Raw genomic sequence first — 15541 nt, 5'->3', positions numbered from 1 at the left:
GTTTATGTCTTTCGATTCTCTCGGCTTGTCCGAACCGCTGGTCCGCGCAGTCAACGAACTGGGGTACAGCACGCCCACGCCCATCCAGGCGCAAGCGATTCCCGCCGTGCTCGGCGGCGGCGACCTGCTCGCCGGCGCGCAAACCGGCACCGGCAAGACCGCCGGCTTCACGTTGCCGATCCTGCAACGCCTCACGGACATGCCGCCGGCAGCGAACGGCAAGCGCGTGGTGCGTGCACTGATCCTCACGCCCACGCGTGAGCTCGCCGCGCAGGTCGAAGAGAGCGTGCGCGCCTACGGCAAGTATCTGAAGCTCAAGTCCACGGTGATGTTCGGCGGCGTGGGCATCAATCCGCAAATCGACGCGCTCAGGCGCGGCGTGGATATCGTGGTCGCGACGCCGGGTCGCCTGCTCGATCACATGCAGCAAAAGACGATCGATCTGTCGCAGCTCGAGATTCTCGTGCTCGACGAAGCCGACCGCATGCTCGACATGGGCTTCATCCACGACATCAAGCGCGTGCTCGCGAAGCTCCCGCCCAAGCGCCAGAACCTGCTCTTCTCGGCCACCTTCGCCGATGAGATCAAGGCGCTCGCCGACAGCCTGCTCGACTCGCCCGCACTGATCGAAGTCGCGCGCCGCAACACCACGGCCGAAACCGTTGCGCAGAAGATCTATCCCGTCGACCGCGACCGCAAGCGCGATCTGCTCACGCACCTGATCCGCCAGCACAACTGGTTTCAGGTGCTCGTGTTCACGCGCACCAAGCACGGCGCGAATCGCCTCGCCGAGCAGCTCACGAAGGACGGCATCAGCGCGCTCGCGATTCACGGCAACAAGAGCCAGTCGGCGCGCACGCGCGCTTTGAGCGAGTTCAAGGACGGCACGCTCCAGGTGCTCGTCGCGACCGACATCGCCGCGCGCGGGATCGATATCGACCAGCTTCCGCACGTCGTCAACTACGATCTGCCGAACGTGCCCGAGGACTACGTGCACCGCATCGGCCGCACCGGCCGCGCGGGCGCGACGGGTGAAGCCGTGTCGCTCGTCTGCGTGGACGAGCATCAGTTGCTCAAGGACATCGAGAAGCTCATCAAGCGCGCGGTGCCCCAGGAGGTCATTGCGGGCTTCGAGCCAGACCCGAACGCGAAGCCGGAGCCGATCCAGCGCCGCAGCCAGCCCCAAGGGCGCTCGCCGCGCCAGGGGCAAGGCCAGGGCCAGGGCCGCGGTGCGTCTGGCGCCAATGCTGCGAACGGCGGACGCCCCGCGCAGGCGCGTGAACCGCGTGAATCGCGTGAATCGCGCGGCGGTACTCGCGAAGGTGGCCGCGAAGGCAACCGCGAAGGCAACCGCGAAGGCAAGCGCGAAGGCGGCCGCGACGGCACCCGCGCACAGGCAGCAACCAACGGTGGCGGCAACGGCGGTCAGCGCCCGGCCAAGCCGGCCTCGAACGGCGGCGTGCGCACCGCCAAGCCCGTGAAACAGCAAGGCGCGAATCACGGCGCACAAGGCGCGCGCGGCGAGCATACGCGTCGCGAAAACCAGCGCGGCGTTTCGCACGAGAGCGCACTGGGCCGCCCGCAACAACGCAAGCCGCAAGGCAACCCGGGCGCGCTGCTCGGCGGCCGCCCAGGCGGCAATTCGCGCCGCGACGACAACGGCCAGCGCGATCGCTGATCTTCGCGTCCAGAAACGAAAAAGCCCGCTCCAGCAGCGGGCTTTTTGTTTTCGTGCGCCGATGTCCTAGCGGAAGAACACGTGTTGCGTGATCTTCGCGAGCGGATAGTGCACGCCGGGCCGGATCTTCGCGGGCAGGTTGAGCGGCTTGAGCAGCATCTTCACGCACATGTCGGCGGACAGATTGTGGCGTACCAGCCTGTTCACGCGCGCGGTCAGTTCGCGGCTATAGGCCTCGTCGCGCACGCGCTCGGGATAGCGGCCCGCGTAGACATGACGCAGCGCGATCTCGGAATCCTCGTTCTTGATCTCCATTACGCGGCGCATGAGCGCGCCGAGCACGGCGAGACGCCCGTGCCCTTCTATCTGGTTGTACTTCTTGAAATAGCGGAAAAAGTGCTTGTAGTGGCGCACTTCGTCGCTGCGGATGTTGTCGGTGATTTCCTTGAGCACGGGCTCATCCGAATACTCGCCGATCGCGCGATAGAGCGTGGCGGTGCCGGTTTCGACCACGCAGCGCGCGACCATTTCGAGCGCGCGCGTTTTCTCGAACTCCTCGAACGAACAGGTCTTCGAATACTCTTCGATGAAGGTCTGAAACGCCGCGTCCCAGTCGAACTCGGGCCACACGTACTGGATGTACGTCTTCAGCGCGCGTCCGTGCTGAAGCTCTTCGGGCTCCCATTCGCGAACGAGCCACTCGGAGACCTCGGGGTCGCCTTTGAAGAACACGTTCAGGTTGCTCGTGTAGAGGTCGGAGCCGCTTTCAATGAACGAAGAGGCGGCGAGGAGCAGCAGCAGATCTTCGTTGGCTGCGGCGCGTTGACGGTCGATACGTGTGAGATCGATGTCTTCGATGCGCCAGGGCATCACATGGCGAGGCTCATTGTCGTTACGCATTGTGTCCTACTCCCGAAGCGGCGTTTTACGCTCACGACGCGCGGCGTCCGGCCGGAGGCCCGGCGAACTGCGCCAGTCACGTGCAGTGAACGTTACCAGCCATCCCTATTTCCATCTTAGCTGTACTTTCGCGCAGCTGCAGTCACAAAGCACAGACCGGGCCCAGTTCCCGCAGTTCCGGAAATTGACGACCTCTTCGCGTTACGTCATGTGACGATCACTAACCGACGCGCAAACGCAATACCCACGGGCATACCGTGCGTTTGATGCGTAGCGTATCGAAGCGCATTCGCTCGCTGCGTGCCGCGCTGCGGCACGAACTTCAAGTGATTTCGCGAATCCAGGCGGCTCGCAGCACCGCTGCGTGCGGGCTCGAATGTCAAAGGGAAAATTTTCGGGGCGTGGTTTGTACAACGCAGCGGCGTTGACTACACTCCAGTTCCCCGAGGTAGATCCCGGGCTGGATGCCGTTTGGGCCGCGCATAGGCGGGCCTGATGGCCGGTCCCTCCAGCCAGTCGATCTGCCCGGTCGCAGGCTTTCGCTCATACCACCGCATTCCTGTCGCTGCGCCGCCCTGCGGGCCGCAACCGGCGACCTCTGATGCGGCAACACGGAGAGAACGATGCTGAGTCCGCATGAATTCGCCACCCTGCTGCTAGTGCAGGACGCCCCCAACCAGCTCGACATGGAGCGAGAAGAACTGGACGCCTTGCTCGAACGACAGCTCGTCCAACTGGAGCGCCTTGCATCCGGCCTTCAGCAATGGCGACTAACCGAAATCGGCGACTCTGCGTTGCGCGCCATCAAACGGTGTTCGTAGCCTGATCCCGCGGGCCGAGTACCCGCGCAGCCACAGGCTCCATTGCCCTTTATCGATTTGCGCGGACGCATGGGTCGTCCGCGAGCCCGGCTTGTCGGGCACGTCCCCGATGCAGGCGCACGGCAGTAGACGTACGCGCCTGCAGTGCATGGTCACGCGGACCCGCGCGCTTCATGCCCGCGTGACCATTTTTTTGCGCATGCCTGTTTGCACTGCTTGCACGCGCGAATGCGCGCACCCTGCCGCGGCACCCTTCGCCTATTCGCCTACCCGGCTCTCAACGTGGGGTCGACCGCCGAGCGCCAGCTCAGCGCCTGGGCGCGCTGTGCGTTGAGGAAGTTCACCCACTCACCCCGCGCCTCGCCGTTGCCGCTCTTGCCGAGCGTGGTGTATTGCTGCGCGAGCTGAGCCTGGAAACCGCAAAACTGGTCCTGGGGCAGCCTGCCGCGGCGATTGGCGACCCACGCGTCGAAAATGGCCGCGTAGACGCCCGGCGCATAGGCACCGAAATCGACCGCCTGGCCGCCGCACATCTGCTGCAAAGCGGCGAGCGACGGCGCGCGCCCCCCGCCTTCCGGGCCCGGCGGCGCGCCCACGCACCCCGTGAGCAGCACGGCTGCACCGATCATTGCAATTGCACGCATGATTGCCTCGTTATCGTTTTCGACTGGTTGGAACGACTGCATCCCGACTCGATTATTGTCGCACCGCGCCGTGCGAGCGACACCCTGACCGTTCCGTTGCGCCGAATCGAGCGCAAATCGCTTTCGGGCTATGCTGGGACCGATGGCACGCGCCTCGTTGCGCGCCGGTCGACGCGCGTACCCCGCACACCCTCCAGGGAGACTGCACGATGCCTCAGTCGCACGCCGAGTCGTACATCCTCGCGCTGGACCAGGGCACGACGAGTTCGCGCGCCTTGCTGCTCGAGCGCAGCGGTGCAATCGTCGCGCTCGCCCAGAAGGAGTTCGCGCAACGCTACCCGCGACCCGGATGGGTCGAACATGACCCGCGCGACATCTGGTCGAGCCAGGCAGGCGTCGCGGCGCAAGCGCTCACGCGCGCGGGCGTCGGGGCCGCCGCGATTGCGGGCATCGGCATCACGAACCAGCGCGAAACGACCCTCGTATGGGACCGGGCAACAGGTCAGCCCGTGTACAACGCGATCGTCTGGCAGGACCGCCGCACGGCCGGCTATTGCGACGAGCTGAAAGCGCGCGGCCTCGAGCCGACGGTGCGCACGAAAACCGGCCTGCCGATCGACGCGTACTTTTCGGCCACGAAAATCCGCTGGATTCTCGATCATGTCGAGGGCGCGCGCGATAAGGCGCGCGCAGGCCGTCTCGCGTTCGGCACCGTGGACAGCTGGCTGCTGTGGCACTTCACGCGCGGCGCGCTGCACGCCACCGACGTCACCAATGCCGCGCGCACCATGCTCTTCGACATCCACACGCTGCGCTGGGACGACGACCTGCTCGCGCTCTTCGAGATTCCGCGCAGCATGCTGCCGGAGGTGCGTTCGTCGTCGGAGGTCTATGCGCGCACGGCGGCGTCGCTTTTCGCGGCCGAAATCCCGCTTGCCGGCGTGGCCGGCGACCAGCATGCGGCGCTCTTCGGGCAAATGTGCATGCGCCCCGGCATGGTGAAGAACACCTACGGCACCGGCTGTTTTCTCGTGATGAATACCGGCGCGCAGCCTGTCGAATCGAGCCACAACCTCGTCACGACCATCGCGTGGCAAGCGCTCGGGCAAACGCAATACGCGCTTGAGGGCAGCATCTTTATCGCGGGCGCGGTGGTGCAATGGCTGCGCGACGGACTCGGCATCATTCGCAGTGCAGCGGAAATCGAACCGCTCGCGGCCAGCGTGCCGCACAGCGACGGCGTGTACCTCGTGCCCGCGTTCGCCGGCCTCGGCGCGCCGCACTGGAACGCGCATGCGCGCGGCACGCTGTTCGGGCTCACGCGCGGCACGACCGCGGCGCATATCGCACGCGCGGCGCTCGATTCGATTGCCTATCAGTCGTTCGACGTGCTCGCCGCCATGGAGGCCGACTCCGGTATGCGCGTGAACGAGCTGCGCGTGGATGGCGGCGCCAGCGCGAACGATCTGCTCATGCAGTTCCAGGCCGATCTGCTGGGCGTGGATGTGTTGCGGCCGAGCTCCAGCGAAAGCACCGCGCTGGGCGCGGGATATCTGGCCGGGCTCGCGGTGGGGTTCTGGCGCGATATCGACGAACTCCAGCGGCACTGGAGCCTCGAGCGCCGCTTCACGCCCTCGTTGCAGCGCGACGAGGCGGCAAGGTGCCTCGCCGGCTGGCAGCGCGCGATTGGCGCAGCAAAGGCGTGGGCCGACACCCGCGAGGCAAACGCAGCAGACGCCGGCTGAGCATCCCAGGCCGCGTGTGCGCTGCTTTCAAAAAGCAAAAGCACGTATGATTGGGGTTTCCACCTTGTCCCCTGCCTGGCTCAGGCGCATGCACGGCCGCCGACCGCTGGCCGCGCGCTGCCCGGCCTCTCGTTTCACGCATGATCGACCATCTCATCTGCGACTGTGACGGCGTGCTCGTCGACAGCGAAGTCATCGCCGACCGCGTTCTGTTCGATACGCTCAGCAGCACCTTTCCCGGCATCGATTTTCACGCCGCCGTGAATGCGGCGTTCGGCCAGCAGACCTCGCGCTTTCTCGCCGACGTCGCCGCGCGCTTCGACCTCACGATGCCCGAGGACTTTCTCGAGACCATCGAACATCGTTGCGAAGCCGCCATTGCCGAATCGGTGAGCCCGATCAACGGCGTGCGGGACGCCTTGCGCCGGGTGACGCTGCCTGCCGCCGTCGTCTCGAACAGCCGGCTCACGCGCGTGCACGCTTCGGTGCGGCGCGCCGGCCTCGACACGATCTTCGGCGAGCGCATCTTCAGCGCCGAGCAGGTTGCGCGGCCCAAGCCTTATCCGGACGTGTACCTGCATGCGGCGAAGCAGCTCGGCGTGGAGCCGGCGCGCTGCATCGTCGTCGAAGACAGCATTTCGGGTTTGAACGCCGCGCGCGCGGCAGGCATGAAGACGATTGCGTTCGTGGGCGCGAGCCACATTCCTTCGGGCTACGCCGACGTGCTGCGCGAGATGGGCATCACGCGCATCATGGCCCACATGGAAGAACTGCCGGCGCTCGTCGAGGCCGGCGTGCGCGGCGAATTCGGCGACGTGCAGTCGTAAGACTGCGCGCCTCAGGCCGGCTCGGCGCAGCGCTCGCGCGCCACGGCGAGCGACTCGCGAAACGCCACCAGCTCGGCAATCGAAAGCACCGGCAGATTGTGCAGCCTGGCGAAGTCGTCGACCTGCTTGCCGCGCGCCATCGTGCCATCCGGGTTCATCAGCTCGCACAGCACGCCGGCGGGCGCGAGGCCCGCGAGCACCGCCAGATCGACGGTACCTTCAGTATGGCCGCGGCGCGCCAGCACGCCGCCCCTCTGCGCGCGCAGCGGGAACACGTGGCCGGGGCGCACGATATCGGCAGGCTTGGCGTCCGGGGCGATCGCGGCGCGGATCGTCGTCACGCGGTCGGCGGCCGACACGCCCGTGCTCACCCCGTCACGCGCTTCGATCGAGACCGTGAACGCGGTACGGTTGCGGCTCTCGTTGTGGGCCACCATCGGCGGCAGTTCGAGCGCGCGCACTTTTTCGTCTGAGAGACACAGGCATACGATGCCGCTGCATTCGCGGATGAAGAGCGCCATCGTTTCGGGCGTGAGGCGTTCGGCGGCGACGATCAGGTCGGCCTCATCCTCGCGGTCGTGGTCGTCCTGCAGGACGACCGGGCGGCCTTCGCGCATGGCTTGCAACGCGGCGGCAATGCGCGGCGGCACCGGCTCGGAATCGATGAACGGGAGATCGGCGGCGGCGTCGAGCGGCGCGCCCTGGGATGAAGCGAGAGGGGTACTGGCAGTAAGGGACATGTGAAACGCTCCTCGCGAGAGTTAGGCGAAAAACGTTTCAGGGCATTGCAAACAGGCAGGAATCCCCGGCACGCGTGATTCGGCAGTGACGTGGCGCGCCTCGAAAACGGAGACGCACACGCACCGGCCGAAACGCCGCGGCGGATGGGCAAACATGACCATCTGCACATCTTCTTTCATCCGGACTATGACCGTCGGCTCTGGCTTCGCACCAGATCTGCTGACCCTGCGCACGACACACTGAAGCTCGCGCAGGCGCTCGCGGGCTCGTCGACCTTGCCTTGCGGCGCGGCCGGCATACCGCCGGTGGGGAATTTCACCCCGCCCTGAAGACGCACTGATTACCGGCTTGTTACCTGACTTAACCGGCGGGCAAAGGATACAACAGGCTGCGCAACTGTGCAGCGCGAAAACTTGCGACTAGACGATGTTCTCGAAGGCGCGACGCGGCTCATGCCGGCTGCGCCGTCCCGGCCGGCACGTCCCAGCGCGGCGGCGTCTCGGCGTTGAGCGTCACGCGAAACACGCGCGCCTCGGTGTCGCCCGGGTTGCGCAGGCTGTGCGGCTGGTCGGCGTCGAAGACGATCGCGTCGCCGGTGGCGAGCAGCTGGCGCCGATCGTGCACGCTCACTTCGAGCGTGCCCTCGCTCACCACGAGGTTCACCGTCGTGCCGGGCGGGCGGCGCACGCCGGACTCGGTATGCAGCGGCGCGATGCGCAGTTCGTGGAATTCGGCGGCGGCGGGTTCGCCTTCCGGATAGAGCGCGCGCGCCGAATAACGGCCGTCGGCGGAAACGAGGCGCGATGCCCGCTCGGCGGGCAAATGCTCGAAACCGTTCACGGCATGCCGCCGCAGGAACGCCGAAACCGAGACCTTGAGCGCCGCCGCCACCTTGCACAGCACCTTGATCGAAGGCACGCTGCGCGCCGACTCGACTTGAGCGAGCATCGCGCGCGAGACACCGGAGGCGCGTGCGAGCGCATCGAGCGAAAGCTGGCGTTCGGCGCGTAGCCGGGCGAGGTTGACGCCCACGAGATGTTCAAGCGTCTCGTAAGATCCTTCGGTGTGCGCAATATCGGGTTGTGCATCGCGTACGAGCGCGAGGGGTGAATGCATGGCTGCCTCCAGGCAGCGCCGCGTCATTGCGGCGCAAGAGCATGAATGGAGGCAAGACTAGCATCGCGATTTGCCGCGCCCAACGAAGTTATCTTCACACTGTTATCAGCATTGCAGAGCGCAAATCGTGGATTGCTTTCGCGCCCTGCGCATAAGGCGCATTGCCATCTGCACGGCCTTGCGCCTTGCCCTCGTCAGGCGTTCACGTATTCTGCCGCGCCGCCACGTGCGCGTCGCGCAGCGTTACGGCACGCGTATCGAGCCGCGCCGCCGCCCATGTGAGCACGAGCGCCGCCACCGAGACGGCCGCAGCCACCCACGGCAGCGAATCGAGCGCCACGCCGTGTGCAATGGCGAGCCCGCCCATCCACGCGCCCATCGCGTTACCCACGTTGAACGCGCCGATGTTCAGCGTCGAGGCGAGATTCGGCGCCGCCGCGGCCTTCGCGACCACGCGCATCTGCAACGGCGGCACGGTCGCGAACGCGGCGATGCCCCACACGAAGACGGTGATCGCGGCCGGCCACATGGCGTGGCTCGTCTTCGTGAAGATGGCCATGACCACGGCGAGCACCACGAGAATGCCCATGAGCGAAGGCATCAGCGCGCGGTCCGCAAGCTTGCCGCCCAGTGTGTTGCCAAGCGTCAGGCCCACGCCGAACAGCACGAGCATCAGCGTCACGCCGCGCGGCGAGAAACCGCCCACCTGTTCGAGAATCGGCGCGATATACGTGAACACGACGAACACGCCGCCAAAGCCGAGCACCGTCATGCCGAGGGCGAGCCACACCTGCGGGTCGCGCAGCACGCGCACTTCGTGGCCGAGCCCGGCCGGGCCGCTGTCGTGATGGTTGGGCACCAGAGCCGTCACGCCGGCGAGCGAAATCACGCCAAAACCGCTCACGATCCAGAACGCCACGCGCCAGCCGAACTGCTGGCCAATGGCGGTGCCGAACGGCACGCCCAGCACGGTGGCGAGTGTGAGCCCCGTGAACATCAGCGCGATGGCGCTCGCGCGCTTTTCCTGCGGCACGAGCGAGGCGGCCACCACGGCGCCGATGCCGAAGAACGAGCCGTGCGCGAACGACGCGACGACGCGCGCGACCATCAAGAGCGAATAGTTCGACGCGACCGCGCACATCACGTTGCCGACGATGAACACGCCCATCAGCAGTTGCAGCGCGAGCTTGCGCGGCATGCGGCTCGTCAGCGCGGCGAGCAGCGGCGCGCCGGCCGCCACGCCGAGCGCATAGCCGGTCACGAGCAGGCCCGCGGCGGGAATCGTCACGTGCAGATCGCGCGCGACATCGGGCAACAGGCCCATGATGAGGAACTCGGTGGTGCCGATGGCAAAGGCGCTGATGGCCAGTGCGAGCAAGGGGATAGGCATCGAAATCTCCGATAATCAGCCTGGATTCAAATGGGCTTCAGTGGCGTCGAGTGGCCATCAAGCCGCCGCGCCAGCCGCCAGCGACGTCACGAACTCGACGACGACACCGGGCGCGAGCGCAACGAACAACTGCACTTCCTCGCTCGCGGGCACCTCCGCCAGCTGGTACGGCACGCGGCGCGCGGCCAGCCGTTCGACGAGTGCGCGCCATTCAACACCGGGGGCCACGCGAAACGCCACGTGGTCGATGCGCGGCGCCACGAGCGCAGACGATCCGCCTGACAACCGGGCGGGCTCGGTTGCCTCGACCAGATGGATGACCGGGCGGCCGTTCGCGTAGAGCCAGTGGCCGCCCACGCGAAACGGCGGACGGGTGCCGTCTTCGAGGCCGACGATGTCGCGAAAGAAGCGGCATGTGCCTTCGAGGTCGGGCGTGACGAGGGTGACGTGATCGAGTTGCATGGCGTGCGAGCCGAGGCCGTTGTCCTGAAAACACGCGCATTGTCGCGGCTACACTCGAATTTGATAATTGGCGTAGCATTTGAATCATTTTCAATTCATTTCTAATAATCGCGATGGACAACCTCGGCGACGTGCGCTTGTTCGTTGAGGCGGCACGCCTCGGCAGCCTTTCCGCGGCGGGCCGCAAGCTCGGCCTCACGCCCGCGGCGGCCAGTGCCCGGCTCGCGCGGCTCGAAGCAGAGCTGCGTGCGCGTCTGTTCGACCGCACCACCCGCCAGCTGCGCCTCACCGACGAAGGCCGCGTCTATCTCACCTGCAGCGAGCACGCGCTGCGCTCGCTCGACGACGCCAAAGCGGCCTTGCAGGAGGGCCAGAAGGCGGTGCGCGGCAAGGTGCGCATATCGGCGACCTCGGATTTTGGCCGCAATCTGCTGATGACCTGGCTCGACGAGTTCCGCGCTCTTTATCCCGACGTGCGTTTCGCGCTGATGCTGACCGACTCGCTCTCGAATCTCGTGCTCGAAGACATCGATCTCGCGATCCGCTTCGGCACGCCGCAGGACAGCTCGCTCGTGGCGCGCTGGCTCGCGCCGAACCGCCGTGTGCTGTGCGCCTCGCCCGAGTACCTCGCGCGCTGCGGCGAACCGCGGGAGCCGAACGATCTGGCCCGTTTCGACTGCATCGTGATCGGCTCGGCGGCGGGGCCGGTAAACGAATGGCGCTTCACGCGCGGCAGCGGATCGCAGACGGAAACGCAAACCTATACGGTGCCGCTCGACGCCGCGCTCGAATCGACGGATGGCGAAGTGGCGCGCCAGTGGGCGCTGTGCGGCTACGGCCTCGCGGTGAAGTCGATCTGGGACGTCGCGGACGATCTGCGCGCCGGGCGGCTCAAGACCGTGATGCCCGAGTGGCGCTACCCCGACGCGCCGCTGCACGCGCTCTATCACCGCAACCGCTTTCTCGCGCCGCGCGTGCGGGCGCTGCTCGATTTCCTCACCGAGCGTTTCGCGCAGACTTCGGGCGAACTGGAGGCGCTCGTCCCCTGCACGGATCCGGCCGAAGCGACGCAAAGCCGCAGACGCAAACGGATATAATGTTGGATTGCGCAGAAAGCGATCCGCAGCCGCATACGCGTTGACCCATATTGCAAATATTGGCCAATGCGGCGGTGCCGGCAAAAAAGCGAAAAAGAAGTGAAAAGCAACGCGGATCGTCCCCAACGCATTGCCAGAAGCAGGATGCCAACGCCGGCCTCATAGCCGGTCTCCTCGCATCCCGATTCGGCCCTCATAAAACACCGTAGTCCTGACGTGCAGACCGTGCATCACGCGCGTGCATCAAGCGGACGACGCCCCCAGGTCAACCACTGCGAACGGCGAAACCCGATGACCAAGAAAGTTTATGTAAAGACCTTTGGCTGCCAGATGAACGAGTACGACTCCGACAAGATGGTCGACGTACTCGGCGCCGCCGAAGGTCTCGTGAAGACCGACACCCCCGAAGATGCGGACGTCATCCTCTTCAATACCTGCTCGGTGCGCGAAAAGGCGCAGGAGAAGGTCTTCTCCGACCTGGGCCGCGTGCGCGAGCTCAAGGAAGCGAACCCGAACCTGCTGATCGGCGTAGGCGGCTGTGTGGCGAGCCAGGAAGGCGCGGCGATCGTCGCGCGCGCGCCGTATGTGGACCTCGTGTTCGGCCCGCAAACGCTGCACCGCCTGCCGCAGATGATCGACGCGCGCCGCGCCTCGGGCCGCGCGCAGGTGGACATCAGCTTCCCCGAAATCGAGAAGTTCGACCATCTGCCGCCCGCGCGCGTGGAAGGCCCGAGCGCGTTCGTCTCGATCATGGAAGGCTGCTCGAAATACTGCAGCTACTGCGTCGTGCCCTACACGCGCGGCGAGGAAGTCTCGCGCCCGCTCGACGACGTGCTCACCGAAATCGCGGGCCTCGCCGACCAGGGCGTGCGTGAAGTTACGCTGCTCGGCCAGAACGTCAACGCCTATCGTGGCGCGCTCACGAATGGCGCGCACGACGTCGCCGACTTCGCGACGCTCATCGAATACGTCGCCGAAATCCCCGGCATCGAGCGCATCCGCTACACGACTTCGCACCCGAAGGAATTCACGCAGCGCCTGATCGACACCTACGCGAAGGTGCCCAAGCTCGTGAGCCACCTGCATCTGCCGGTTCAGCACGGCTCGGACCGCGTGCTCATGGCGATGAAGCGCGGCTACACCGTGCTCGAGTACAAGTCGATCATCCGCAAGCTGCGCGCGATCCGCCCGGACCTGTCGCTCTCCACGGACTTCATCGTCGGCTTCCCCGGCGAGACCGAAGAGGACTTCCAGAAGATGATGGCGCTCGTCGAGGAGATGAGCTACGACACGAGTTTCTCGTTCATCTACAGCCCGCGCCCGGGCACGCCCGCCGCGAATCTCGAAGACGACACGCCGCGCGAGGTGAAGCTCAAGCGCCTGCAGCACCTGCAGGCCACGATCGAAGAGAACGTGGCGCGCATCAGCCAGTCGATGGTCGGCAATGTCGAACGCATTCTCGTGGAAGGCCCTTCGCGCAAGGACCCGAGCGAACTCTCGGGCCGCACGCAGAACAACCGTGTGGTGAACTTCCCGGCGCCGCTCGCTTCGCACGCGCGCCTGATCGGCCAGATGATCGACGTGAAGATCAACCACGCCTACCCCCACTCGCTGCGCGGCGAACTCGTGCTCGCGCACGAAGACGCTTCGACGCTCGCGCACTAATCGGCTCGGCGCACCCAGCCAGGAATTCAGGAGTTCAGAGACACCTTGAAGCCCAATCAGCAGCATCTGGAATTCACCGCGCCGCGCGACGACAACGCGCGGCTCGCCAACCTCTGCGGCCCGCTCGACGAAAACCTGCGGCAGATCGAGCAAGCGCTCGATGTGACGCTCGCGCGGCGCGGCCATCGCATCACGATTCGCGGGCGTGGCGCCAAGCTGGCGCTCGCGGCGCTCGAAAACTTCTACAACCAGGCGCGCGATCCGCTCTCCGTCGACGACATTCAGCTCGCGCTCGTCGAAGCCCGGCACCCTGCGAACTTCGGCAGCAACTCGGCGAACGATCCGCGTGGCAACGGCAGCGGCGGCATGCGCGGCAATGTGAATGGCGGCAATAGCGGCGGCAACGACGCTTCCGAGATCGACCCGCGTTTTCGCGGCGACCCCGATCATCCGTTCGACGAGCCCGCGAGCGAAGGCGTCGACGTCGAGGAACTGGGCCCGAAGCTCTACACGCGCCGTGCCGACCTGCGCGGCCGCACGCCTGCGCAGCGCGAGTATCTGAAGCAGATCATCTCGCACGACGTGACGTTCGGCATCGGGCCCGCGGGCACCGGCAAGACCTATCTCGCCGTGGCCTGCGCCGTGGACGCGCTCGAGCGCGACCAGGTCAAGCGCATCGTGCTCACGCGTCCGGCCGTGGAGGCGGGCGAGCGTCTCGGCTTCCTGCCCGGCGATCTGTCGCAGAAGGTCGATCCGTATCTGCGTCCGCTCTACGACGCGCTTTACGATCTGCTCGGCTTCGACAAGACCGCGAAGATGTTCGAGCGCCAGATGATCGAAATCGCGCCGCTCGCCTACATGCGCGGGCGCACGCTCAATCACGCGTTCATCATTCTCGACGAGGCGCAGAACACCACGCCCGAGCAGATGAAGATGTTCCTCACGCGTATCGGCTTCGGCTCGAAGGCGGTCGTGACCGGCGACACCACGCAGATCGACTTGCCGCGCGGCCACAAGAGCGGCCTGATCGAAGCGCAGCATGTGCTCAAGGACGTGCGCGGCATCGCCGTCACGCACTTCACGAGTGCGGACGTCGTGCGCCATCCGCTCGTCGCGCGTATCGTCGAGGCGTATGACGCGCATTCGAAAAAGGACGAAGGCGTTGGCGACGCGCGCTAACGCCGCCGCCTGCGTCGCTTCATAGCTCGAGCCCCATGCCCCGCGCACCAAAACTCAAACTGACCGTGCAGTTCCCCGCCGCGAAGGCGTTCCCCGAGCACAAGGCCGCGCTGCCGCGCGCCACCGTGGCGGCGTGGCTCAAGGCCGCGCTCTTCGCGGACGCGGAACTGGCCGTGCGCTTCGTCGACGCCGAGGAAGGCCGCACGCTGAACCGCACCTATCGCGGCAAGGACTACGCGACCAACGTGCTCACCTTCGCGTACGCGCAGAGCGAGGACGACCCGGTCACGGGCGATCTGATCCTGTGCTGCCCCGTGGTGGAAAAGGAAGCCGCCGAGCAGGGCAAGCCGCTCGCCGCGCACTACGCGCATCTGCTCGTGCATGGCGCGCTGCACGCGCAGGGTTACGATCACGAAGACGAGACCGAAGCCGAAGAGATGGAAGGCATCGAGACCGAGGTGCTCAACTCGCTAGGCTTTCCTGATCCGTACAAGTAAGCCCCCGCCATGAACGACAAACGCACGCCCGATTTCGCCGAACCCTCAGCACTGCCCGAGGCGGGCGATGCGAGCGTGCCCTGCCCCGGCTACCCGCCGGCGCTCGGCGAGTCGCGGCTCCTGAGCGAAGACGAGTTGAGCGCCTCGCTCGACTGCACGCTAAAGGCGCAAGGCTGGGACGGCGCGAGCGACATCTGGCTGTTCGGCTATGGCTCGCTGATCTGGAACCCAGGGCTGCCCACCGTCGAGAACGTGCGTTCGCGCGTGCACGGCTACCATCGCGGGCTGTACCTGTGGTCGCGCGTGAACCGCGGCACGCCCGAGCAGCCCGGCCTCGTCCTCGCGCTCGACCGCGGCGGCTCGTGCGCGGGCGTCGCGTTCCGCCTCGCCGCCGAGGGCGTGATGCCGCACCTCGAAGCGCTCTGGCGCCGCGAGATGCCGATGGGCTCGTACCGCCCCGCCTGGCTGCCCTGTGTGCTCGCAGACGGCCGCCGCGTCGACGCGCTCGCCTTCGTCATGCGCCGTGATGTGGCGACTTACACCGGCAAGCTTTCCGAAGCCACGGTGCGCACCGTGTTCGGCTGCGCGTCGGGGCGCTATGGCACAACACTCGACTACGTGCGCCGCACCGTCGATGCGCTGCGCGAGAGCGGCATGCGCGACCGCGCCCTGGAGCGGCTGCTCGCGCGCTGCGCTTGAGGTCGGCGTCACGGGTGACGTCACGGCGCGCCGCTTTTTCGTCCACCGGGCGGCCACGCCGCATCTGCGTTAGGATGGAT

The 15541-nt window shown here is 66.4% G+C and carries 15 protein-coding genes and 1 riboswitch; of the genes, 9 read left to right on the top strand and 6 right to left on the bottom strand.

Going from position 1 to position 15541, the window contains the following annotated elements; genetic code table 11:
• The first annotated feature begins 4 nt into the window (after positions 1–4).
• Positions 5–1678 carry a DEAD/DEAH box helicase gene (locus ACOJB8_RS11985; RefSeq protein WP_342948433.1) on the top strand — a complete coding sequence of 558 codons (1674 nt, stop codon included), beginning with the start codon at positions 5–7 and terminating at the stop codon, positions 1676–1678.
• 66 nt (positions 1679–1744) lie between these two features.
• On the opposite strand, the gene ACOJB8_RS11980 is transcribed toward ACOJB8_RS11985, so the two are convergent.
• Positions 1745–2578, bottom strand: a complete 834-nt coding sequence (locus tag ACOJB8_RS11980) for an acyl-ACP desaturase (RefSeq protein WP_069262874.1) — start codon at positions 2576–2578, stop codon at positions 1745–1747.
• Positions 2579–3201: 623 nt separating this feature from the next.
• Between ACOJB8_RS11980 and ACOJB8_RS11975 the strand changes: the two genes are divergently transcribed.
• On the top strand, positions 3202–3399 hold the full coding sequence (locus ACOJB8_RS11975; RefSeq protein WP_028205977.1) for a hypothetical protein: 198 nt from the start codon (positions 3202–3204) through the stop codon (positions 3397–3399).
• 266 nt (positions 3400–3665) lie between these two features.
• On the opposite strand, the gene ACOJB8_RS11970 is transcribed toward ACOJB8_RS11975, so the two are convergent.
• On the bottom strand, positions 3666–4043 hold the full coding sequence (locus ACOJB8_RS11970) for a hypothetical protein (protein ID WP_176732846.1): 378 nt from the start codon (positions 4041–4043) through the stop codon (positions 3666–3668).
• A gap of 209 nt (positions 4044–4252) precedes the next feature.
• Here ACOJB8_RS11970 and glpK point away from each other — a divergent pair, with 209 nt between their 5' ends.
• Positions 4253–5788, top strand: a complete 1536-nt coding sequence (glpK, locus tag ACOJB8_RS11965; protein WP_475012692.1) for a glycerol kinase GlpK — start codon at positions 4253–4255, stop codon at positions 5786–5788.
• A 140-nt stretch (positions 5789–5928) separates the two neighbouring features.
• Positions 5929–6615, top strand: a complete 687-nt coding sequence (locus ACOJB8_RS11960) for an HAD family hydrolase (protein WP_069262876.1) — start codon at positions 5929–5931, stop codon at positions 6613–6615.
• Between the two features lie 11 nt (positions 6616–6626).
• On the opposite strand, the gene ribB is transcribed toward ACOJB8_RS11960, so the two are convergent.
• From ribB to ACOJB8_RS11940, 4 genes are all read right to left on the bottom strand, one after another.
• A complete protein-coding gene (ribB, locus tag ACOJB8_RS11955) occupies positions 6627–7355 on the bottom strand; it encodes a 3,4-dihydroxy-2-butanone-4-phosphate synthase (RefSeq protein WP_069262877.1) in 729 nt (242 codons plus the stop codon).
• Between the two features lie 164 nt (positions 7356–7519).
• Positions 7520–7693, bottom strand: a riboswitch (FMN riboswitch).
• 113 nt (positions 7694–7806) lie between these two features.
• Positions 7807–8472: a helix-turn-helix domain-containing protein gene (locus ACOJB8_RS11950; RefSeq protein ID WP_069262878.1), complete on the bottom strand. Its 666-nt coding sequence runs from the start codon at positions 8470–8472 to the stop codon at positions 7807–7809.
• 202 nt (positions 8473–8674) lie between these two features.
• Complete coding sequence (locus ACOJB8_RS11945) at positions 8675–9862, bottom strand: MFS transporter (protein WP_069262879.1); 1188 nt, start codon at positions 9860–9862, stop codon at positions 8675–8677.
• Positions 9863–9919: 57 nt separating this feature from the next.
• Entirely contained in the window at positions 9920–10324 is a 405-nt protein-coding gene (locus ACOJB8_RS11940; RefSeq protein WP_475012687.1) for a VOC family protein, read from the bottom strand.
• Positions 10325–10437: 113 nt separating this feature from the next.
• Between ACOJB8_RS11940 and ACOJB8_RS11935 the strand changes: the two genes are divergently transcribed.
• The 5 genes from ACOJB8_RS11935 to ACOJB8_RS11915 all read left to right on the top strand — a co-directional run bounded on the left by ACOJB8_RS11935 (position 10438) and on the right by ACOJB8_RS11915 (position 15461).
• The gene (locus tag ACOJB8_RS11935; RefSeq protein ID WP_475012686.1) at positions 10438–11421 is read left to right on the top strand and encodes a LysR family transcriptional regulator; all 984 of its coding nucleotides are present in this window, start codon (positions 10438–10440) and stop codon (positions 11419–11421) included.
• A 291-nt stretch (positions 11422–11712) separates the two neighbouring features.
• Positions 11713–13086, top strand: a complete 1374-nt coding sequence (gene miaB, locus ACOJB8_RS11930) for a tRNA (N6-isopentenyl adenosine(37)-C2)-methylthiotransferase MiaB (protein WP_342948429.1) — start codon at positions 11713–11715, stop codon at positions 13084–13086.
• Between the two features lie 45 nt (positions 13087–13131).
• Positions 13132–14265: a PhoH family protein gene (locus tag ACOJB8_RS11925; protein ID WP_368615894.1), complete on the top strand. Its 1134-nt coding sequence runs from the start codon at positions 13132–13134 to the stop codon at positions 14263–14265.
• Between the two features lie 35 nt (positions 14266–14300).
• A complete protein-coding gene (ybeY, locus tag ACOJB8_RS11920; RefSeq protein WP_475012685.1) occupies positions 14301–14762 on the top strand; it encodes an rRNA maturation RNase YbeY in 462 nt (153 codons plus the stop codon).
• Positions 14763–14771: 9 nt separating this feature from the next.
• Entirely contained in the window at positions 14772–15461 is a 690-nt protein-coding gene (locus ACOJB8_RS11915; protein ID WP_342948426.1) for a gamma-glutamylcyclotransferase, read from the top strand.
• The last annotated feature ends 80 nt before the right edge of the window (positions 15462–15541 follow it).

The sequence above is a fragment of the Paraburkholderia sp. BR10141 genome (assembly GCF_056155635.1).
Note: the sequence above shows the minus strand (reverse complement) of the source record. Positions and strands in the feature narration are given on the sequence as shown.